Origin of the sequence: Flocculibacter collagenilyticus, from assembly GCF_016469335.1 — a bacterium.
Taxonomy (GTDB): Bacteria; Pseudomonadota; Gammaproteobacteria; order Enterobacterales; family Alteromonadaceae; genus Flocculibacter; species Flocculibacter collagenilyticus.
The window spans coordinates 1,977,712-2,001,023 of the sequence record NZ_CP059888.1; the positions used below are offsets into that span (position 1 = coordinate 1,977,712).

The 23,312-nt window shown below is 39.5% G+C and carries 17 protein-coding genes; all 17 read right to left on the bottom strand.

What is annotated here, in order from left to right; all coding sequences use genetic code 11:
- Positions 1 to 2: 2 nt before the first annotated feature.
- The 17 genes from HUU81_RS08780 to tssK all read right to left on the bottom strand — a co-directional run bounded on the left by HUU81_RS08780 (position 3) and on the right by tssK (position 23,311).
- Positions 3 to 1,127 (bottom strand): hypothetical protein, encoded by a 1,125-nt coding sequence (locus HUU81_RS08780; protein ID WP_199611912.1) that lies wholly within the window; start codon positions 1,125 to 1,127, stop codon positions 3 to 5.
- Positions 1,124 to 2,239, bottom strand: coding sequence for a DUF2169 family type VI secretion system accessory protein (locus HUU81_RS08785; protein WP_199611913.1), 1,116 nt, complete (start codon positions 2,237 to 2,239; stop codon positions 1,124 to 1,126). The genes HUU81_RS08780 and HUU81_RS08785 overlap by 4 nt, the downstream gene beginning before the upstream one ends.
- Positions 2,229 to 3,581 carry a hypothetical protein gene (locus HUU81_RS08790; protein WP_199611914.1) on the bottom strand — a complete coding sequence of 451 codons (1,353 nt, stop codon included), beginning with the start codon at positions 3,579 to 3,581 and terminating at the stop codon, positions 2,229 to 2,231. Before HUU81_RS08790 ends, HUU81_RS08785 begins: the two co-directional genes overlap by 11 nt.
- Before the next feature lie 30 nt (positions 3,582 to 3,611).
- A complete protein-coding gene (locus HUU81_RS08795) occupies positions 3,612 to 4,037 on the bottom strand; it encodes a hypothetical protein (protein WP_199611915.1) in 426 nt (141 codons plus the stop codon).
- Between the two features lie 25 nt (positions 4,038 to 4,062).
- Entirely contained in the window at positions 4,063 to 6,090 is a 2,028-nt protein-coding gene (locus tag HUU81_RS08800; RefSeq protein ID WP_199611916.1) for a type VI secretion system Vgr family protein, read from the bottom strand.
- An 11-nt stretch (positions 6,091 to 6,101) separates the two neighbouring features.
- Entirely contained in the window at positions 6,102 to 8,870 is a 2,769-nt protein-coding gene (gene tssH / locus HUU81_RS08805; protein WP_199612003.1) for a type VI secretion system ATPase TssH, read from the bottom strand.
- A gap of 17 nt (positions 8,871 to 8,887) precedes the next feature.
- Entirely contained in the window at positions 8,888 to 9,856 is a 969-nt protein-coding gene (tssG, locus tag HUU81_RS08810) for a type VI secretion system baseplate subunit TssG (RefSeq protein ID WP_199611917.1), read from the bottom strand.
- 8 nt (positions 9,857 to 9,864) lie between these two features.
- On the bottom strand, positions 9,865 to 11,625 hold the full coding sequence (tssF, locus tag HUU81_RS08815) for a type VI secretion system baseplate subunit TssF (RefSeq protein WP_199608569.1): 1,761 nt from the start codon (positions 11,623 to 11,625) through the stop codon (positions 9,865 to 9,867).
- 65 nt (positions 11,626 to 11,690) lie between these two features.
- Complete coding sequence (gene tssE / locus HUU81_RS08820; protein WP_199608570.1) at positions 11,691 to 12,089, bottom strand: type VI secretion system baseplate subunit TssE; 399 nt, start codon at positions 12,087 to 12,089, stop codon at positions 11,691 to 11,693.
- Positions 12,090 to 12,162: 73 nt separating this feature from the next.
- The gene (locus HUU81_RS08825; protein WP_199608571.1) at positions 12,163 to 12,648 is read right to left on the bottom strand and encodes an Hcp family type VI secretion system effector; all 486 of its coding nucleotides are present in this window, start codon (positions 12,646 to 12,648) and stop codon (positions 12,163 to 12,165) included.
- A gap of 169 nt (positions 12,649 to 12,817) precedes the next feature.
- Positions 12,818 to 14,338: a type VI secretion system contractile sheath large subunit gene (tssC, locus tag HUU81_RS08830; protein WP_199608572.1), complete on the bottom strand. Its 1,521-nt coding sequence runs from the start codon at positions 14,336 to 14,338 to the stop codon at positions 12,818 to 12,820.
- Positions 14,339 to 14,350: 12 nt separating this feature from the next.
- Positions 14,351 to 14,863: a type VI secretion system contractile sheath small subunit gene (tssB, locus tag HUU81_RS08835; RefSeq protein ID WP_199608573.1), complete on the bottom strand. Its 513-nt coding sequence runs from the start codon at positions 14,861 to 14,863 to the stop codon at positions 14,351 to 14,353.
- 71 nt (positions 14,864 to 14,934) lie between these two features.
- Complete coding sequence (locus HUU81_RS08840) at positions 14,935 to 16,497, bottom strand: TssA family type VI secretion system protein (protein ID WP_199608574.1); 1,563 nt, start codon at positions 16,495 to 16,497, stop codon at positions 14,935 to 14,937.
- Entirely contained in the window at positions 16,494 to 17,492 is a 999-nt protein-coding gene (gene tagF / locus HUU81_RS08845) for a type VI secretion system-associated protein TagF (RefSeq protein WP_199608575.1), read from the bottom strand. The genes HUU81_RS08840 and tagF overlap by 4 nt, the downstream gene beginning before the upstream one ends.
- Positions 17,493 to 17,503: 11 nt before the next feature.
- Positions 17,504 to 21,196 carry a type VI secretion system membrane subunit TssM gene (tssM, locus tag HUU81_RS08850; protein ID WP_199608576.1) on the bottom strand — a complete coding sequence of 1,231 codons (3,693 nt, stop codon included), beginning with the start codon at positions 21,194 to 21,196 and terminating at the stop codon, positions 17,504 to 17,506.
- A complete protein-coding gene (gene icmH, locus HUU81_RS08855; protein WP_199608577.1) occupies positions 21,197 to 21,928 on the bottom strand; it encodes a type IVB secretion system protein IcmH/DotU in 732 nt (243 codons plus the stop codon).
- Positions 21,929 to 21,970: 42 nt separating this feature from the next.
- The gene (gene tssK, locus HUU81_RS08860; RefSeq protein ID WP_199608578.1) at positions 21,971 to 23,311 is read right to left on the bottom strand and encodes a type VI secretion system baseplate subunit TssK; all 1,341 of its coding nucleotides are present in this window, start codon (positions 23,309 to 23,311) and stop codon (positions 21,971 to 21,973) included.
- Position 23,312: the final 1 nt, after the last annotated feature.

Here is a 23,312-nt window from a genome sequence, read left to right on the forward strand (position 1 = left end):
AATTAATTCCGTCTTACAGTGTATAACGTTGGATTAAAATAAGATGTATTTGCTGCTAGCTGATAATGCACTACAAACACACGTGGTACATGATTAATCGGTTGTGTTAAAAATGCCGTTGCCAGTGCGAATGCGCTTGGCAAAGTTGCACAACCTAAATAACCAACTACTGAGCACATATCATGTTCAATTAACTCAGCGTGTGTAACGTTATGTTCCTTTATTTCAGCTTGATTGCTGTCATGATTATTCTTGTGATAAAGCGATTGCGTTATTTGATACCACTGTTTAGTCCATATTTCTGACGTAGCACCAGCATGAATAACAAGATCCCCAAGTTTCAAATCAGCTTGCTTAATAAGCTGCGATAATTCGTTTGCACCATTTTGTTGATGAATAGCAATTTCAACTGATGGAATACTTTGTAATGCACTATCAGCTTTAAGTGTTTTGACTGAATTCGCAGTAGGCTTATTTTGGCGTGTTTTTTTTGTCACTTCACGAACGTTTAGTGGCTCAGTTGATATTAAAAACGCGGCTAAACCTTCGCCCACGATCGCACCTACAGGCCCTTCTGCTACTTGTAACATAGTGTGATTATTTAGTTCACTGGCTTGTTCAATTAAAACTTGGCTGTCTAATGCAATGATTAATGTGCCATCTTCTAATGTGTCAAGAGCAGGTAGGGTGTCGGTGTAAGTAATGCATTGAGAAGCGCTGCTTGAAATAGTTTCACTATCAAATGCTGTTGATACAAGATCTGTAATGACATTTGAATTGACTGAATTGGCGCTAGCTTCAACTTCTTCTGCTTTATCTTCTTCTGTCTTTACTATTGGTAATGGACTAACAATTAATATTTTAGCTATTGCAATGTGGTGCGCGTTGCAATATTTACTAGCACGCGTAATTCCTTCTTCCAACAGCATTAATAATCGAGAGCTACGGTCTAGGTTTGTTAGTGCTTCAATTTCTACACTTAAGTAGGAACTAATTAATGAGTCGTCAATTTTAACTGCGCTACTAGCAGGTGTTGCGAATAGCATATTTGTTTCTACTGCACCGTAAAAAGCAGGTAAATTGCAACCAGCCGCGTTCACTGTTGCGATGCATGATACATTTATCATTTAACCTTACCCTCTGCCGTATTATTTGCCGTGTTATTTTGTGCGAGCTTAGCTAATTGCTGCTTTAGTTTTTCTGGGGGTTGTATATAAAAAGCGTCGCTCTTGCCAATTTTCGATATCGGCTGAGAATATCGCCAAATTAAATCAAACCGCTGTGATTCGATATCTATCACCAGGGTATCGCAAACCATATCTAGGTAAGAAAAATGATCGTCACAACCCAATACTAACGAAGGAGGTAGAAACGGTAGCTTTAATTCGATTTCAGACTGATATTCCTGATTAGGCAAAAAGCCACGTAATACAAGCGAGCACCCTTCACAAAACGTATTCTTTATTTGTTGATCTTGCGGTGCATAATTGAATAAATTTTCTGGTTGTAAAGCAGAAAAAGGATATTCCCCTTTCATTAGTGCTGCTTCATCAATCTCTGGTTGTAACGACAACCTAGGCTCCCAAAAAAGAGGGATGGGCCCATAACCTGCTGGAGATATGGTTTTATCAGGGTGTTTTTGAAAGTCGTTCGGATATTCAACGCGTGGTAACTCAACGCCTTTTGCGTGGCGACTTTTCAGCTTATATCCCCTACCCGCTGGATTGAGTTCAAATAGTTTTGGTGGTTTTTCAGGGTTTCGCTCATCAATTACAGTGCCGCCATAAGTGGACTCGTAATTAATTACTTGCTGAGTAATCGGCTCAGGATCGCTGGCAACAGCGCCTAAAAACCCTTTTTTCCACACCCGTTTTCCTGTAACGCGCAATACTTTATTTATTAATTCTTTTTGTCCTTGATCGCTAGTTTGAATCAATGCGACCTTTACTTCTATTACTTTAGCAGGTGTATCTTTCGGCGGATAAGCAACAAAGTTACCATACAGTTCGAAGCCCTGTTTAAACGCAACCATTTCATTTGCACATACTAATGATGAAGAGGTTGGTTCGCCTGAAAAGTCATCAAACTGCACGATAGGCTCTGATGATTCGCAGGGAAAAACATTCCCCTGTTCATCAAATTCAAAGCTTTGCTTTACGACAACAGTAATCACTTTCTCGCTGGTTTGATTCCAGTTTTCACATGTATTACTTTCCCAATTTGTGAAGTTATGAAGCATTCCCTACTCCGTTGATTGTTGTATCATGAAAAACATGAGTATATTGGTTTGCAGTAAGTACTTGGCTAAATACAACAGTGTTACTGAAATGTGTTTTCGCTAAACCTGCTAGCCCCTCATGATTTAATAACAGAGCGCGTTGTATCGCGATTCCTCGAAAGCTTTTTAATTCGTCCTGAATAGAATGGTAACCAAGCGAATGACCTTTAATTAATAGCTCACCTTGTTGTTCCATAAATTGTTGACGATACAACTCTGCCTGATGTTTATTGGGTAACAAAGGCATGTTGTCTTGTTGTTCTTGTGGCATACGTAACGTATTTGTTTTTTCACCTGCAATTCGGATGGCGGCCTCCATGGTTAATGGGCGATCCGTAATATACAGCCAAGCTTGGTAACTAGCTTGCGCAGTATTAGGTATTTGCATGAGCTGAATAATTAAGGGTAAAAAAACTTTGGCATGGAAGCTAATTAATACATCTAATGTAAACTCGGGGTGTGCTTGACAAAAAAGCAGACATGGTTCTACCCACTTAGGATCATGTGTTAACCCAGCTAGGCTTAACAGCTGTGCTTTTTGATGTGGATCTTCCGTATTTGAGAAGCGGTTAAATAAAGCCATCGGTGCAGTTTTATCTTTACGCTGAAAGCCAAGAATAAAGCCAGCAAGTGCGATTTCATGAGAAACATGCTCGTAATGTTTAATTAACTCTGTTGGAGGAATTTGCTGCTGGCTAGTGAGCAACCCCGCTAAAGGCAATGCGACCTTTACAGGTTGATTTAGCAGTTTTTGGCGGTAACCTTTTAAAGCGCTCTCATCCCATTTCAGCGATATTTGCTGAAGTAAGTTGTAACGCTCACTCTGTGAATACTGAATGGCTTTTAATTGCTCAGCAGTATCTATGCCCCATTGCTTAATATTTGAAGGTTGGTCACATACATTATTACTTTGTGCTGCATGGCCTTTTGCATTTGTGAAGTGCGAGATTAATAAACCAAATAACAGCACCATTACTTCAAACTGTTCAGGATCACTTTCATATAACGCAATCAACTCATTCACAAATGTGAGTTCATTATCAGTGCCACTAGTTTTTTCTGCCGACAATAGTTTATAAAAATGAACAAATATACCTAATTCACTTCCTTGACTCGCTACATTTGCAAGCTGGCTTGCCTCATCAGAGAACGCAATTGTATAAGCATGTACTAATAACTTATGCTCAATTTTATGCTGCAACTTTGCATCGAATATAGGTTGCTTTACAAGTTTAGCTCTTCGCTTAAGCAGCAGTTTAAATTGCTGTTGATGGATTGCTACTTTGCTTACTGTTTCAAACATGAGGAATGCTTACCACTTAACACAAGATGACTAATTAAGGCGAACTGGCCAACCCGACAACGTTAAATCATTTTCACTGTCTGCTGTAATCAATTTTGCATCCAAATAAATTTGTCCATCTTGATTGACTTCTATTGACCCCTTTTTGGTGGAAATAGTGACACTTTTGGCGGCTGTAATTTGGATATGCCCGTCATTGTCTTTAATATTTGCAGCTGGAGGCTCACTTTGTGTTGCTAACAAACAAGTGACAATCACGCCTTGTTTCGTATTTTGAACTAACACATGATCGCCCACTTCCGCTTTACTTATGTGTTTTGCTTGCGCTACAACGCCAATAATTTCATACAGTTCTAACCAGCGTACGGCAAGTATCCTACCCTTCTGGTCAATACTGACAACTTCGGCCATTTCAGGAATAGTATGCTGTGTAAGTTTGGTAATGGTATTGTTCATAATAATATCTGTTCTTGAGAATTAATTAGTTGTTGGTAACCGCATTACCTTTAATGACGATATTGCCAGCTGAAAGCGTTATTGTGCTGGCATCTACATTCAAGTTGCCACCTTTATCAATTTCAACAGAACCGCTACCTTGTAAAAGCTGAATGCTTCCGTTGCCGGTACTTTGTAATGTGACATTACTACCTGATGTTAATGCAAGATCTCCCTTATCGGCCTGTAATGTTAAATTGCCTGTTTTCGAGTGGATATTTGTATCTTGCTCAGCTTGTACGGTAAATTTCTGCGCAGATTGCACTTCAAAGTTACCTTCAACTGCTTGTTGGCGAATATTGCTCTCAGCCGTAAATGCAATGTCTTTCGCCGACTTAAGCTCTATGCTGTCTTCACGCGATTGAATTTTTATTGAGCCTTCGACTCTAGTAGACATGTGGCCGCCAGCAACAACTTCATGATTACCTTCTGCAGTCATGCTAATTTGTTTCTTGGCTTGAATTTTCACCTCACCTTCTTTTGATTGCATTAAGGTTTGATGTGCGCCAGAAGTTGCATCTAATTGCAGTAAATTCTTTTTATCTTTGGTATATAACGAAATTTTTTCTTCACCTAACTTGTCGTCCATTACAAACGTGTGGCCAGCTTTGGTGACTAATTTATTTTCGGTTGGATTGTTGCTATTAACTGGGCTTTGCGATTGTTGGTTATAAAGCGCGCCTAAAATAATGGGACGATCTAAGTCACCATTTTCACCTGCAATTACAACCTCTGTTCCCTTGCTTAGTGGGAAGTGCATACCATGCCCTGCGCCACCATAAGGCTGCATTAAGCGAACTGGCTTGCTAGGATTTCCTTCACCATCAAAATTAAATGGCAGATTTATAACGTAACGCCCTAAGTCATCTATTTCTTCTTCAATAGTGGCATTAAACGTAGTGAAAACACGCTTATTGGGTAATAATTTTGCTTTGTAATTAGTGTCGGCAGGAACCACTATACATTGGTTTTTATAATTTAAGTCGCCCACGCCGGTTCCATAATTTACACCACCACGTTGGGAGCCCCTGTGTGATACTGAAATGACCAAGTAATCGCCTGAATATTCATCATGGTCTTTAATCGTTAAAATGGTGCCCGCTCTAAGCGCACGACAATCTGTATCAACAATTAATGAACGCCTAATGCTGTCTTCGGCAGCTTGCATTGTCTTTGCAATTGCGTCGGCTTCACTATTGCTTTTTACATTTTCTCCATAATGTGAAGAATGACCAAAGCCATTAATGCTCGATGTGTTTTGCGTTTGTGTATTAATAACCGCATTTTGTTCATAATTATAATCAGACACAGCAAATGACTCTGCCAACATCTTTACGTTACAACAAATGCCAAACACAGATTCACTTAAACGAACAGTGCCAGTTGAGGCTTGATAAGACAATGTGACTTTCTTGGTTTGTGAAGTCAGCTCAGCTATTTCATTACACACAATTAATTTTGCGTTGCCATCAACTTCTATAACGCTATACACAAAGCCAAATTTACGCATTAATCTAGAAATAAAATCGTAATCTGACTCCTCATATTGAACAATCATTTCTAACTCTGGCCCTGTTGCCTGCATGTCTAATTGAGCCATGTTAAAGCCAGACTTTTCTAGTACACTTGATATAACTTTATCCACTGTCATATTTGTGTATACACGATTATTCAACGTATGTTGTAACGGGCGTAATATAGAGTTAATTGTCACTAAATACTGATTGCCCTCACTATTTTCACCGCGAGAAATAATATCAGAGACTACACCTGAAATCGTTTGGTCCTGAGTCCCCCAAACTATAGATAATTTGGTTGTATTACCTATCAATGACTTTTTATCAATCGGGTGTTGGCAAGTAATATTAATTGTTAAGCAATAGTCCTCGCATAGACTATCCTTCTCAAACTCGAAATCACTTACTGATATGTCGTCATCATTAACGCCGCTCATTAATAAACTAAATTGGCTTTCATTCGCCTTTATGGTTGATAAAAAGTCATCTGGGGTCATTTTTTATATCCTTATGCTACAGGTTGGTTATCTGCAAAAATAGCGTCAATGTTACCGTCTTCACCCAGTGATAAAGTAAGAATGTCAGGCATGTCATCTTGAGCAATAAACTCTAGTATTGAGCGTGCAATACCAGGTAAAATTTGCTGTTCGATAATGGCTGTAACCATACGTGCACCTGAGTCAGACAATGCACACTGATTTGTTAAGTGTGCAATAACATCTTTATCCACCCTAAACTGCATATTGTGGTTTTCCACAATTCTTGCCGCTACTGTCTCTAGCTTCAACGCAACAATGTTACTTAGCGCGTCATTATCTAATGGATAGAATGGTATTACTTGCATTCTGGCAAGTAACGCAGGCGCAAAGTAACGTAGTAAATCGGGCTTAATAATGTCGGTTAATTCGGTGATTGAGGGCTTGATAAATACATCTTCATCATTAATTTCCTGCTCTGTTTGATCTTCAAGAGCTGTTGGCGTTTCTTCAGTTTCAAGACTATTTTCTTCAACGGATTTTTTTGCTTCAGCAAGTAGGCTTTCGGCGTCTTCAAAGCCATCTTCAGGTTGGCAATGGCGCATTAACGTGTCGGCACCTAAATTAGAAGTCATTAAGATCACGGTATTTCTAAAGTCAATCTCGCGGCCTTCACCATCTCGCATAAACCCGCGCTCAAACACTTGATAGAACATGTTCATTACATCTGCGTGAGCTTTCTCTACTTCGTCAAGTAACACAACAGAATATGGGCGTTGACGTACTGCTTCTGTTAATACACCTCCTTGTCCATAACCCACATAGCCCGGAGGAGAGCCTTTTAATTGCGAAACGGTGTGCGCCTCTTGATATTCGCTCATGTTGATTGTAGTTAGGAACTTTTCACCACCGAATAGATTTTCAGCTAATGCTCTTGCAGTTTCTGTTTTACCTACACCTGAAGGGCCAACTAGTAAGAATACGCCTAAAGGACCATCTGTTGGGCTCACCCCAGCTTTTGCAACTCGCAGTGATTGCGCCATACGCTGTAAGCCAGCATCTTGGCCTATAACACTGTTAGATAAGCTGCTTTCTAATGTAATTAAAGTATTTACTTCATCTTTAACCATTGATCCAACTGGCACGCCTGTCCATTCGGCGATAATTTCTGATACAGAGTCAGCATTAACTTCAGAAAACAAGCCATTGCCATCAACGTTAACAGCTTTAAGTTGGCTGCGTAGCTCAAGCAATAGTTCACTCATATCTTGGCTAGAGTGTTCTGTTTTTACGTTATTAATCCGTGCCAATAAATCAATTTGTTGCTGGCGCAGGCCTTGCATTTCATTTAAGTTTTCAATGCATGTTGCTTGCTCAGATTCAATCTGAATAATCAAAGCTTGGTCAACCGCTAAGCCTTGGCTTTGCTCCGTTTTTAGGTTATCAATTCTGCGCTGGAGGTAAGCTAGTCGCTCTACTTCCGTTTCAATTAATGCTGGTTCTGTCGCACCAGACATTCGCACTCTAGCAGCGGCTGTATCGAGTACATCAATGGCTTTATCTGGAAGCTGTCTACCTGTGATATAACGTGCTGAAAGTGTGACAGCCGCTTCAATGGCGTCATCAGTAATTTGAATATTATGATGCGACTGGTATTTGTCTTTTAAACCTGACAACATCAGCTTAGCGGCTTGCTGAGTTGGCTCGTCAACTTTAACTAATTGGAAGCGACGTTCAAGCGCTGCATCACGCTCAAAATACTGCTTATATTCAGACCATGTGGTAGCAGCAACAGTGCGTAATTCACCTCTTGCTAATGCTGGCTTTAAGAGGTTAGCAGCATCGCTCATGCCTGCATCACCGCCTGCGCCTATTAACGTATGCGCTTCATCAATAAACATAATGATTGGTGTTGCAGACTCTTTTACTTCATCAATAACTTGCTTTAATCGACGTTCAAATTCACCTTTAACACCAGCGCCCGCTTGTAACAGCCCTAAATCTAGAGTTAATAGTTTTACTTGCTTTAACTCTTCAGGCACTTGTCCGTCAATAATGCGTTGAGCCATGCCTTCAACAACAGCGGTTTTACCTACACCCGGCTCACCAACTAAAATTGGGTTGTTTTTTCTGCGACGGCAAAGTACATCCACCATCATTCTTATTTCATCGTTCCTGCCAAGCACAGGATCGATTTTTCCCTGCGCCGCTTTTTCTGTTAAGTCTTCACAGAAGTCTGCAAGAGCACTGCCTTGTGATTGCTGATGATTAGCATGTGTTGAGGACAATTGATTGGCCGACGACTCTTTTGCGTTGCTAAATCGCTCACAAGAACCTTTGCAAATTTTTTCTTGGTTTTCACGCAAAAAGCGCTGATCAATTTTGCTTAATAATTCTGACAATCCGAGTACAGGGCTAAGTGCCGCCAAGTCAATCAATGTGTCGACTAACGCAACACCTGTTATCCAGTCGCCATCGTAATATAAATTTGCGGCTAACCATGTTTTTTCTAACCAATCATATAAGCGTCTTGAAAATACAGGTTTAGACTTGCTACCCGCAGGTTGAGTATTTAGATGTTGTAAAATGAGCTGCCAAACTGCGTCTTGATTCACTTCAAAAAAATGGAAGATTCGCTCAAGGTCACCATTAGCCCCTTCTTCCATTAACTTAATCAATAAATGCTCAGGCAATACTTCATAGTGGCTTCTGCTTGATGCAAAGCTAGCCGCTGCCTCTAATGCTGTAGCACTATGACCGTTTAATTTATCAATAAGTTGTTTGATTCCATGTACATCCATCATACTTTCCTATTTATTTAAGCAGCCAACGTTGCGTATTGTGACTGAGTAAAAGATTTAGTTTCAATTGTTGATTTTGCATCGCCTAAAAAACTGGTGTAACCGAGCATAATCATCGGATCACCCATATATTGTGCGGGGCGTGCAGGTTGATTAATTTTTATAGAACAGTGCCAAGGCACATCTGCAGAAAGTTGGCTTTGCATCAGTCGGCATAAGTTTGCTCCGCCTGGGCTACCTGGCTCTAGGTCGTTTGCCTGTTCAGGCGTTAAAGGCCCTATTTTTAATGTGACTTGTCCACCAGACACCAGTGCTCTATTACCTAAAATAATTGAGTTACCAAGCACCATACTTGATTCATCACCTAACTGAGAGGCGGTATCTATCGTTATCCAATTCGGCTGATTATCAAGCACCCACACTTCGTTGATTGCGAGTTCTTGTCTAAGTAGCTCTTGAAGGCCTGCTGCGCTTACTTGTTTTAAACTTGCTACGCCGCTACTAACCTTTCTTTGTTTTGATTCAGCTAAAATTACATTTAATAATTGATCGAACTGATTGGAGCCTAGCCCTTTTAAATTTAACTGAGACTTTTTCCAAGTTTGATAAAGTAAGCAATAAAGAGAGTGGTTGAACAAGTCCAGAAACGCACGAGTACGCTGTGCTTCTTTTTCATCTTGCTGAGTTAATTCAAGTAAATAGTGTGGCATTGGCGAATCTACGCCATACAAGCCAAGGTAACTGGTCGCTAATTTTATTACTCCTCGCTTACCCGACAATAACTCACACTGCCTTAAATCTGATGCAGGAAAACCCAGTCCTTCATAATTGGTAATAAGTACACGCGAGCTTAACCCAGCTGCCAACTCACCTTTTTCTGCCCAGTGTGACTCTAATAAGCTTATTGCTTTATAAAAACTAAACTTCCACGGTGCTTGGATAAGTTGTTCAATACTATCTGGTAGCTTTTCCCAATTTGGCTGCATCACTCCCCCTACAACTGATTACCTTTGCCTGGCTCAATTTGCCATACAAATTCGTTATAACTAGGAATACACTCAACCTTGGTTTGTACACTTTGATTGATTGGCGCGTACATAACAAAAAACTGGTGCAGTAATGTACAAAAGTGATAAATGTCTGACTTACACACAAATTTACTTTCGTCTATAACCAGCTTTATTTCTACGCCAGAAATAAACACACCACGCTTAATTTGATTGATTGCGTGTGTGCTTATATGTTGAATTGACTCAATACGGCGGCGGTTCTCTGTTCTATCAGACCAGTCAAATAATGCTAAAATTCGCTTTAAGTCATCAGCGTTACATAACGAAGCAAATTTTAGGTTTAAAAGGCTAATAAACTTCCACTGCATATTGGGTGTAGGAGCTTCTTTAAATGATGAAGGCCGAGATATATTGCCCACGGTCAGCGAGTTAGATAAGTTTTCACCTGCATTTTTTAAGTCACCTTCACGCAATACATGTCGTGGCCACCCCGCGTTAGAAGCATGAATCTGAACAGATAAACTTTCATCATTTGCACTCTGCTCAAAAGGAACTTGGATATATTGTGAAGGTACTTGAGCGCCAATATCTTTAATATTAACCGTAAATAACCGAAGATCATCACCAAAAACACTTTTATAGCGGGGTATGTAATCGTTGCTAGTTGCAGTTTGTTTATCAATACCCGTGACTTTATTGACTGAATAGACAAAAATGGAATCAATACTATTTCGATTTGCGACAACCAAATAGTCTGTGCGATTAGCTTCAAGTCTAATAGGTTCTGCATCTGCTTTATATAAGTTAACGATGGGGACACAATTAAGTTGAATATTTTTACTATTCAGCTGATGTCCGGGTGGCATTTTAACTTGAGACTTAAAAACCAATTCAAACTTTTCAGCATTTTCAGGAAATTCAATATTGTCTAAACCAGTTAGTTTTAAGAAGTCAAAACGCTCTCGAGCATTAAAGTAATCAAGTAGTAACGCGTAACCAGGATGACTCTGACTAGAGTTAGGTAAGATTGCTCCGGTGTTCTCTAAAAACTCTAATTCACAACTCTTGTTCTTAAGATAAGTATTAAATTCCGAATACCCTTGCCCGAAGTCTACTTTTATATGTTCTACGCCCGTTGTTAAAAAGTGGAACAAGCTGCTGGTTAGCGGCGTATCCCCTTGCAAAAATAAACGAATGGTTGAGAGATCAAACTTAGACCTATCTCCGTGCACTAACCATTTAAAGGAAATTCTTATTTCTGAGGCGTTGAATGCATCTTGATAAGTGACTTTATCAATTTCAAGTGGAACAACAACGGTATTGCTGGTAGTGGTGAAAGCACATACAACCTTAGATTCTTTGCTAGAACTTGCTTTATCGCTCTCATTATCCTCATCACTTTTATCACCAGAAGAAGAAATCTCTTTACCTTTTGGCACTACTATAGATTCTTGTAACGAAGACTTTGGGTAAAACTTTAGGGTCGCTGTTGAAGGATAAAAATTCAACATTGAAGGGCAAAGTTGTCTTAATACTTGTTCTGAGACTTCAGGTAAGGTGCTATCTAAATTCTTTTGAATATGCGCAGTTAAATAAGCAACACCTTCAAGCAAGCGCTCAACATGAGGATCACGTTCTTTTAATGAATCTATGTTTAGTTGCCCAGCATGCTCTGGGTAGTGCTCAGCAAATTGCTTTCCTGCTTGGGTTAAAAGACGCATCTGTGCATCAAAATACTGCTGCATGATAAAAGAAGATCCTTAAAGCTATAAAATTCCAACAATATATAAGCGTAAAAATTTGCGCGTTGCTATGATGAATAGTTGCTTACTATTGCTTTACCGCCAGTGGCAAATTTTGTATCAAGTGTAATGTCTAGCCCACTGTATAACTGAGCATAAATCTCTAACTTAACCACATAGTCTGACTGACTAATTTCAACTGGAGTTACAGTTACATTAATTATTCGTGTTTCATATTTCTCTATGAGTTGCTTTACTTCTGCGGCTAAGTCTTGTTGCGAGTAAGGTAAGCCTTCATAGATATTCTGAACATCTGGCAAGCCATAATCTGGCAAATGTTTTAATACACCTCGGCGCGAATTCAACAGTTCATTAATATGATTACAAACACTATTGATTTCTTCTGAAGCCTGGGTATTTTCGAAGGATTGCTTAGAGCTAGACGCTAACATATCGAATAAAGCCATATCGATTCCTCTGTTAAGCCATAAATAGTGCCAATATTATTGGCACTATACAGTTGACCTTTAAACTTAGATCTTAACGACCTTCAGTCCAAGAATCAGAGAACTCAATGTTTCCATCAAGGTACGTCCAAGTAATGCGCTTGTAACGGATAGACACAGTTTCAAGGTGCGGGTAACGCTCCTTGTCTAAATCTTTAACGTTATGCATTGTTGGAGTAATTGAAGTGATTTTCACATCTTCAAGTTTGTGACAGAAGTACTCTTTTTCAGTACCAGTGTCATCAATACGATACCATTTAAGTTCAAGCTGCTTTAACGTTTGACCGTTAGCACAAGCTTTATAAAGGTACGGTGTTGCTGCATCAACTGACTTAGTGATAACAAAAGGTTCGTGCTTACGAGTACCTGTTAGTTCACCTGTGTCATTGTCAGTTGGGATACGTAACTCGTGATCAAAGTGCAAAATCTCAATTGAACCTTCACGCTCAGCCACTGTTACAGAGCCTTTGATGTCGTTTGCTTGATCATCTTTAAGCCACATATACGCAGGAATTGCCATTATTACATTCTCCTTATTTTTAATTACAGTTTCCTATTTAATGGCATTCACTCAACAATACAGTTAGTATTTAGAGTGCCCCACAAAACGCGATCCGCTTTATGCCAATGGGGTGCTTGTAGAAGGATGGGTGCCACCATCCTTCTACAAATTCTTTCAAGCTAGAAGATTACTTCTCACCCGGCATTTGACCAACAAGTGCAAGTCTTACGTCAATACCTTCCACTTGGAAATGCGGTACAACGAACGTATTAACACGATAATAACCAGGGTTCCCCGGAATTTCTGATACCACCACTTTTGCTTCTTTTAGCGGGTGTGTAGCAATCAGCTCTTCATCCGGGTTTGTCATCTTAGTAACTAACGAACCAAGCCAATCATTAAGTTGTTGTTCTAACTCGTGACGAGGTTTACTTGAACCAATATTCTCACGTTGTAAAACCTTCAAATAATGCGCAATTCTCGATACTAAAAAGATATATGGTAAGCGAGAGTTAATACGCGCATTCGCTGTTGCTTCAGGGGTATCAAACTCTTGAGGTTTTTGTGTACTGTTTGCAGAGAAGAAACAGGCAAAGTCAGAGTTTTTATAATAACTTAGTGGAATAAAGCCTTGCGTTGCAAATTCTAATTCTTTTGTTTCAGAGATCAGCACTTCAGTAGGTATTTTAGTCTCTAAGCCCTTACCCGCTTCAAATGAATGCAATGGTAAGCTTTCTACTTTACCGCCCGATTGAGGACCTCGAATATTTACTGCCCAACCATTTTTATGGAAGCTATTAATAATATTTGCAGCGAATGGGAAAGACGCATTGCCCCATAAATATTTATTATGGCTTTCTCCAGAAACATCTTCTTCATAGTTGAAGTTACGGATAGGGTTATTTTCACCATAAGGTAAACGTTGTAGATAGCGCGGGAAAGTTAGTCCGATATAACGTGAATCTTCTGATTCTCTAAAGTTTTTCCAGCGTAAGAACTCAGCTCGTTCCATGTAAGAAGACAAATCTTGAATCTTAGATACTTCTTCAAGCGAGTCTTTCAAGAAAAAGCGTGGGCCTGCACTCGCTAAGAATGGGCAGTGCGCTGCAGCAGATACACGAGAAATTTCTTGTAATAGATTTATATCTGGTGCTGAACAGTCAAATTCAAAGTTAGAGACAATTGTTGAAATTGGCTCACCACCTGGAGTGTCAAACTCTGCCGTATAAACATGTTTATACATAGCTGACTGAGTTGTATCAGGTGACTCTTCGAAGTCATCCCTTAATGTTTCTTTATCAACATCAAGTAGCTCAATTTTTACGTTGGCATTTGCCGGATAACGATCAATGAGATATCTTACTGAGCGCCATGCAGATTCCACTTTCTGGAACTCTGGGTGATGTAAAATTTGATCTAATTGCTCAGAGATAATGTTATCAATCTTCGAAACATAGTTATCTAATAAGCCTTTATCGATGCGTGATACATTGCTATCACGAGCCATATCTAAAAATACATTTAAAGCTGCGGTTAAGCGCTCATCAGCTCTTGTTTCAGCTAAATTATTTGCATCTCTAAAGTTATCTAACTTTATTTGGTCGTCTACCGGAGCGATATCTACTAAACCACAAATATTTTCGTATGTGCTTTTAGTTAATTCTTCTTCAACTGTTGCGGCAACGTTTAAGTTTTCTTGCATTGTCATTGATTAACTTCCTTATTTATCAGCGTTACTTTCAGATAGTAACGGAGCGATTTCATCAAGTTTTGCTTTTAGCTCATCAAGCTCTGGCTTGTTTTGAAGTACACGCTCTAATTCTTTTCTTAGTGAAGAGTTATCAAGTAGGTTTGACTTGAGGTCACGCAACAAGTTACGCATTGCCATCATTTTATTAAGCTCAGGCACTTGAGCAGCAACATGCTCTGGGTCAAATGAATCGAAAGAATCAAAGGTAAGGTTTACACCAATTGCCCCTTCTCCATTTATTTTATCATCGACCATAAACTTAGCTTTTGGAGCCATATCTTTAAGTACTTGGCTTACATTATTTTTATCAATTGCTACGCGCTCGCGCTCTGTGAAGTCAGCTTCGTTCTGGCCATTTGAATAATCGCCAACAAGCAACATCTTTAAAGGCAGTTCATTTTTCTTAGATGCGCCATTTGTTTCCAGCTCCAACGATATATTTACGCGTGCTCTTGGAATTTCTTTTTGAAATGTGTCTGACATGTTCTTCCCTTTTAAATTAGAATTTCCGACAACTAAATCATTATATTAACTCTGGGTTAATGGAATGATTTCTATAACCAACTCAATGCTAATTCGGGCTGAGTCACAATCATCAGCTCCTTAATGTTTTGCGAGCGCTTGTAAAAATCATCGTTCACAGTTTCTGATAAAGCATCGAAGCACTGAACCGATGCCCGCCATACTAACATAACAAAATCTTTTTGCCATTTATTAATTTCGTTTTTATTAACAGTTGTTAATAATTGTTCCAATATTGGTTTGGCAAAAATATAATTTTCTGCTTTAATGCAAAACTGCGCTTGTAGCAATGATTTTCGCGCTTTTTCGAAATCATCCAACACTGGCATTGTTGCTATTATTTGTAATGCTTTTTCTAATTGCCCTTTATCAAGCTCTGCTTGTGCTAATTCCGCAGTTTGACTGAAAATATCGTCTTCTTGCTGCTGAGAATGACCTGCTTGATAACTTGTTTTTATACCTTCGATATAATCTTTTGTAGCTGCTGAACACAGTGCTGAACCATCGTCATAACATAACTTGGTTAAGTCTGAAAAACGTTCAACTAACGAAAAGAGCAAAAGCTCATGCTGTTTTTGTAATTGAATATCTTGGAGGCCTTTTAATGCTTTATAAACAAACAGCTGTAGATCAAGATTTAAATGCATCGCACCTTCTAAAAATAAGGCTTCGCTTTTTAATAATGCTTCTTTGTAGTCATTATTTGATAATGCATTTTTAATGGGCGTAAACGCAGCAGACCGAGGAGCAGGTATCCGAGTTTTGCCATTTTCATTTGGTGGAATTTTGACATCCCCCCAACGAGCGGCTCGACTCAAACTAATAGCACGTGCAAAATTGTTCTGATCTTTATCATAAGTTAACAAAGATCTTAATTGTTCAAAGTAAGCAGCATCAGAGTCTAACGTTTTACTAACTGCAACTTGTTGTAATGACGCGCTAGGCTGCGCTTCCGCTGATGTGTTATGTGCTTGTGTATTCTGTTCTTGTTTACTGTGTGCTGGTGAATCAGGTGTATTATTTTTAACTTCTTCTTTAACCACAGGTGCGGGCATGCTTTTAAGCTTTTTATCAACCCATTGCCCCACTTCAGATAGCGGACCACCATTTTCATCTAACAAACCAACTGATTCGGTGCCATACTTTACAAGTGCTTCTTTTAAAGTCGTTAAATCGTCACGCTCGTAACTGCCTTGTTGTTCGAGCATTGCGACTAAGCGCGACTGCTGTCCTAATAACCATGTATGAACTGACTTTCTTGCTTTAGCACTTGTTGGATGAATATCCTCTTGGTGTGCGCGAAGTAATTGATTGAAAAGTGCAAGACCATTCGCAACACCTGCTACTCCAAACTCACTTGAAGAAGCAGACATTACGTAACCAACTATTCGGATATCCTTTGACTTTTTAGACAGTAAATCCGTACCTACCGTAAATACTTTCTTATAATCCACATCGGCTAAGCTCGAAAAGCTAGATTTTAAGTATTTAAAGTCTTCTTCATATTTCAAGTCTTCACCACAAGGTAATGACTCTAGCGGTTTAGCGAGGTCGGATAACCACTCGTCCCAATTATTGTATGTATATATACTCATGCTTTGCACCAACGCCTTAGTGCATCATACATACTCACATTGTCCATTTTAGCCAAAGACATTGCTTTCTCGCTGCATTCTGTATTCAACGTTAGTGAGGTTAAATCAACAACACTTTTGGTACTTGTATTTATATGCCAAATACTTTCAAAACAGGAAGCAGGTACTGGACGAGCAAAAATTGTCATACTCGTTTGCTGCGACTGCTCGTTGAAATGATAAAAAAACCATGGTCGCCAATTATGATCAGCAACAATCATTGTTACTAAATGTAGCCAGAATGCGCCTAAAATAGCGTTTTCATGGGTAAAATGCGGCATTGGAAAACGCAAGCCGAACTGCGAACGTAAACACCCTCTGTTAGCCATAGACTGTAAAATAGCTGATGACTCATGAATAAGTTGAGCGCGATCATTTACGTCATCGTATCCAATTGCCTGCCATAGCACTGACATTGGTATTTGTCGGAATCGGTTTACTTGCTCATTGATATTCGGAGATTGTTTAAACTGTTCTACTATTGGTTTTAAATGATCCGCAACGGCGTCCATCTTTTCGGTAGAATCTGCTTCATGCAACGAACTAGTAACACCAATTAGTGACTCAATACTCTGAGTGTTATTCATAAACAGCATTGAAGGATGCAGCTTTATAACATCTTGACCACAATGCACAAAACTCACAAAGGGGTAATAACGGCCACTACTATCTAAACTCGGCTTAATCACGCCTACTAAAGACGATTCTGATTCGCCACCCGCCATATAAAATAAACTTGTTTCACCATTACTTGCTGGATTACTGGCAATTTTTATTTGTCGATTGGCATTTGCAAAACCCTCTTGAATCCAGTGATCAAGTGCTACGCTTTCCCGCGAATTTATGTTCTTCTTCAAAAAGTCAGGACGTAAACGAGTTTTACCAACATAACCATGTTCGTCTCGTCTTACGATAGCCGGTTGAGATTGTTTTTTATTCTTAAATAAACTAAACATTGCTCCCCCAATTACTGACGATTATCGGCATCAAGTGTGGCTACCTGTACAGTGTCATCAAACAAGCTTTGCGGAAGCTTAAATGTCGTCATTGTACTACGACTGAAGATGCCACTGTTACGTCCAGATTTAAGATTAAACTTAACCGTTAAAGGAACACGTCGGTCTTTGTTTTCAGCTTTAAACTGCCATTCTGCGCTATATTCAGTGCCTTTTTGCCACTTAATAGAAGCATCATTTAGTAGCCTTAATAGCGCCCATGGGCCTGATCGCTCTACACTTACCCGGCGACCAGCACTATCTATACCGTATACTCTTGCCACTTCAGCTGAACCTTTACCTGGCCATGTAAAACGGCGCCATTCTTCGGGTTCATTTCGATAACGGTAGCTCTGTTCACTAAAACCAATATAGGTTTCGCGGACACCGCGTTGAGCAATAGGAAGTGCTTGAAATTTAAATTCGGTGTTTTCGCCATCTTTTGGGAATAATGAGCGAGAAACACGCTGCGCTTTATCTAAACCAGATAACATGTCTTTGCTAAAACCAATACCCATGCCATTCCAAGTGCGCTCTTCCCAACGACCTTTTCTAATTTTCAAAAAGGGCTTTAGCTGTATTTCAACAAAATTCCATAATAAGCCTGAACGACGATTAAGCAGCTCTGCTACATCTGCAATTGCAGCATCCGCACCACTGCGCTGGAACGGGAATTTGCCTTGTATGCCCTGCGCATACAGACTATAAACTTGGTTATTCCACTCTTCATTTAACTGTCTTTTTGCAACATCAGCAATTGCCTTGAAACTAGACTCAAGTGGACTTTTAAACAGGCCTTCTAAGGCTTTCTTAGTCATAGGCTCTAGTGCACGCAACTGGCTTTCAACGATAATCCAAGATGATTGCAACGAATTCTGGCTGTCTTCACCCAACAGTAGTGCTTGAGCAAACTCCATTGCTTGAGCGTCTGGCTCATTACTGCCAGCTAGTGTTTTAAGATCAGAATGAACTGTACTTAAGGTTCTTATATATTGCTGTAGAAAATCAGAATTCTGCCCTTTATCTGAAATATGCGTAAAGCGGCGTAAATCTGCTAAGCGGTTTTCTAACTCTGGCACACGCTTGATTAGGGTTTCTGCCACTTCTAAATTAACTTTTTTAGTTAATTTTTCAGCTGCTTTGGCTGCTTTTTCAGCGTGCTGGGCAACTTCTTTGGCTTTTTTCGGTGTATCTCGTAATACGATATTGTCATTCACCTTTGTCATCAGCTCAGAGAATGGTCCCTCTAATGATGACAATCGCGCCAATGAAACACTGGCATCAGCTAGTCCATTAAACTTTCTAGATTTAATTCCGTTTAAAAAATCTAACCAAGTATTTGCATAATCTTTAAAATAAAGCGCTCTTATTGCCCTTGCTAATGCATCTGCTTTAGCTTTATCAACTAAGTTTTCACCGTGCTCATTCGCTGTTCCCATGATCCAGTCACCTGAACTTGCAAGTGTTACAACACGTTGAATTTCTGGGTAAACGTAATCTTCCCAGCCTTTTTTGGTATACGCGTAAGGAACAGTACGGCTACTTTCAAGTAGTTTACGGTTTGCAGGGCTAAGTAATCTTGAAAGCGATAGCGCTCGCTGTTTAGCACTTTTACTTGAAATAATTTGCTGATAAAGCGGATCTGGTTCAGGCTGAGTATCTAAAGACAGTCTGGCAACTGATACGCTATCTTCTGCTAGCTCCCAGAATGCGATGGCACCCGGTTTCTCAATATCTGTGCCTAGCTCATTTAAGAACATTGATACCATTTTGTTGAGTTTTACTTGAAGCTCTTTTGTAGACTCGTCATTTTTGTCAATGCGTAGCGAGTGCATCCAGCGAGAAACAATTTCAGATTGCGCAAACTCTTTATCTAGTTTTTCTGGGTGTTTCGCTAACATCAAGTGAAGCTTCAACGTATTGTAGTATTCTGAACGTAGAGCATTACGTGCTTCCATGTCTGACGCTATCGACCACTTATTGCTCATATCCGCTAACTGATTAAGTACCATATTTTCAATTGGCGCAGATAATATTTTTTCTATTTGATGAAGTGTCAGTTCACGCATCTTATCTAATGTTTCATCACCTTCATAAATACCAAATATAAAATGCCATGGTAAGTCGTCTTCGTACTGCTCTAATACTTGATAATGTTCAAATAGTGCTATCGTTTGCTCAAGTGTATCGGCGGTACTGCTGCTATTTAAACGCGCTTCTACTAATGCTTCTACCCTACTTTCACCGTCACTTATTAATACTTGGTTACTGGTCAGTGATGTCATTAATAGCGCTGTTGTTCCAGCAATTGAGGCTAATGTTGCTGATACGGCTAAACCTTTAAGCCATCTTTGAATTTTTCTTTGGCGTCGATTGCCACGAGTTAAATCTTGTAACTTAAATAGCACATCATTAAATACACTATTGATGAAGTAGCTTTTGGTAATGGTTTCTTGCTTCTGCTCTAGTTCAACCGAGCAAAACTGCTCTTGAACACCCGAAACTATTCTCTCTACTGGCGTACCTTCCTGTGTGCCAGATGTAAAGTAAATACCTGAAAACCAAGGCACTTCTTGATATGGATTTTGTTTGAAGAGTAAATTAACAAATTCTGTTAATTTAGTAGAAGCCGACTTAAATTGATTTGGAAAGTCGAAAATTAATGACTTACGATGAATATTTCTTTCACGCGCCATTTTTCCTAGTCGCTGCTCACAAAGTCTATCGTATAAGTCTTCCATTCGCAGCTCGAACAGTTCAGCAGGATCTTGGCTCTGATCTTCACTGTCATCTAGCAGGTATGTACCCCAAACCTGATCACGTTCTTTCTCAGACAAGTCTGCAAAGAAGGGTTCAAAACCGCTAATCAAATCACTTTTAGTAAACACCACATAAACTGGAAAGATAACTCCAAGGTGATCAATGAGTTCTTGTATACGCTCTCTAATAACTTTGACATGTTGTCTAATATCTTCGCTGTCACTCGTTAAGACATCAGCAACACTGATTGACACCATAATGCCGTTAATAGGAAGTTTTGGACGATATTTTTTCAATAAACCTAAGAATGATAGCCACTCTTTATTATCAGCAGATTCCGTTGTGTACCTGCCGGCAGTGTCTATAAGCACGGCCTGATCTGAAAACCACCAGTCACAGTTTCGTGTTCCACCGAAACCTTGGATATGTAGTTCATTCGAATTTGAGTAAGGAAAATGCAAGCCAGAGTTAGCAAATAATGTACTTTTCCCTGTTGCTGAAGGGCCAATTATCATATACCACGGTAGTGCATATAACGCGGCGTTACCACGGTATCCAGCTCCTAAATGCGATGTTTTAAGTGATTGCAGCACATCTTGCATTTTAGTTTGAATTTCGTCGATTTCAGCTTGAGAACTTGCATTATGCCCTGCTAACTCTGCCACTAATCGATCGCCCGAACGCTTTGTCCAGAACCATCTCGCTACAAGGTACAAAATAAAAGCGCCAAATACGGCAGCCATTGCGATTAATTTTTGATTGACTGTATGAAGCCCTACTATTTGGCCAGCAAACCAAACAATGCTAAGAACTGCAATGAACCCGATAAATTGACCAGTTGCTCGTGAAGAAACAAGGCCTAATAAAAAGTGAACTAACCCACTTGTATTCATACGACGTTGCATTTACTTGCTCTCCTTTACTGCGCCAACGTGATCAAGTTGTGATAGCACTTCAATTTGCTTATCCATGTATTGATTACTTTCTTTTGCATCTTTTGTAATGACAAAATGGAAACCCATAAAGAGAAACATAATGATGCTAAGACCAATGCTGAATATCACCCAATAAGGTAAATTTCGTCCAACTTTCATAACAAAACCTTCGCTAGGCACGCCATCTTCAGAAAGAACTAATGAAGGAGCACCGTTGGCATCTTCAAGTTGTGCACGAACGTCCACAATTAGTGCTTTTAATTGCTCGATGCCTTTAAGTTTATAAGTACCTTCAAAGCCTAACTGTAAACAGACATAGTAAACCTCTAATACCGCTAATCTACTTTCACCGCCCACACGTAATTTGTCTAAACGTTCAAAAAATTCTTCACCAGCACGGTTATTACCATAAAACTCTAATTGCAGCGGTCTTGCCATCCAGTCCATTCTGAAATTTGCACCTGAACTCATAACTAATTCATCACACGTTGCTGTAAGCGCAAACTTTGCTTCTTGCATCTGTGAGGTTGTAATTTGGTGTTCATAACAGTTTTTTTCGAATTGATCGAAGCAGTCGATGATTTTATCTCGATAGCCCATATCCAACTGTTCTACTGCATGGTTTAGTTTGAGCGGCAATAAAGCGTGTAGTACTGGTCCTATACACGCTAATAAATCTTGTTTTTTATCTGAAGAATCCATGAATGCCCTTTTGACGTTCAGTATTTAATTTAAATTTAAGGACTAATGCTTATCTACGGTGACTAGCTCAATACTTGCACTCTGCATACTAAATGGAATAAACACGCCCATGCTCTGCTCTTCCACTATTTGATGCCAAAAGTCGCCATACGACTCTATTCTGAAGTACTCATATCCACTTTTTACAGCTAGTTTATTTGGCGGTCTTTGACAGTGCGTCAGTTGAACCCCGTTCAGAGCTGATGACACTATCAACTCAAGATTCTCGGCTGAGCCAATTTTTACTTGCTCTGGAAAGGTTTCTATCCATTTACTGTCTGACGACTCAATAAATACCGCAAGATAGAAATCATTTCTTTCAAACATGCTCGAATCAATGGTTTGTACCTGGTATATCGAGTCTGAAAGACGCTCTAACTTAAGGCCAGACATACGTTTAGGCACAACACCTTCAAGCATTTGATTGAAAATCAGATCAAAGCTAGCAAATACATCCGACAAGTTATCATGCTGATACTGCGGAATATTCGACATAAGCTCACTGTGCTCAAATATAGAAATTCGGCTTAATAAGTTCAGCAATTCACAGTACAAACGCTCTGGATGTACTAAAGCAAGAGACTTTATGTGCTCGAGCTGTTTAGCTCCCGGTAACAAGCTACTTAGTAGTAAAAAGCTATTTAATTCGTTTGGACCAAAGTCTGTGACTGAGCCAAAGCTCTGCCTTCTGTTTAACAGCACATTAGCTTTAGCGTTAACCAAATTGCATGTTCGATTGAGTAGCTGCTGCAAATATTTAGAGCTATTAATATTTAATAAAGGAGGAATAAAAGCGTCGTCGATAACAAAATCGCCGTCATCGCCTCGAATTAATCGTACTAATGGCAATGTGTCAAAGTACGACTTTTGATCTTGATCTGTTAGTAATACTAAATTGGGGTTTGATACTAACACTTCTCTACTGCGCGAAGGGTCGTGCAGGTCAGCAACCTCAATGTACTCTGCTTTATAAGCTGTAAGTTGTCCGTTATTTCCGTATCCCTCTATTTCCCCAACCGAGTTATTAGAAGCAATACCGATAAAAATCGTAACGGAAGTTCTATCACTAGGAATTTCAAGTTTTAGTTCATTAGTTTGTTGACGTGAATATTCAATTAACCTACCGTTTTTTAGTACAAACGCGGTATTTAATACGTTAACAATGCCTCGCGACAAGGCAGGCATATCTAAACTAATTGATTCAAAGCCATAAGCAAATGACTGAAAGTACGATTGCCGCTTTGCATGCTGCTGTTCGTTATAACTGTCATAAACCTGAAAATGTTGCTGTCCTAGCAACACCCCTTCGGCCCATACTGGTTTTCTTGACTCTATAAAACTCATG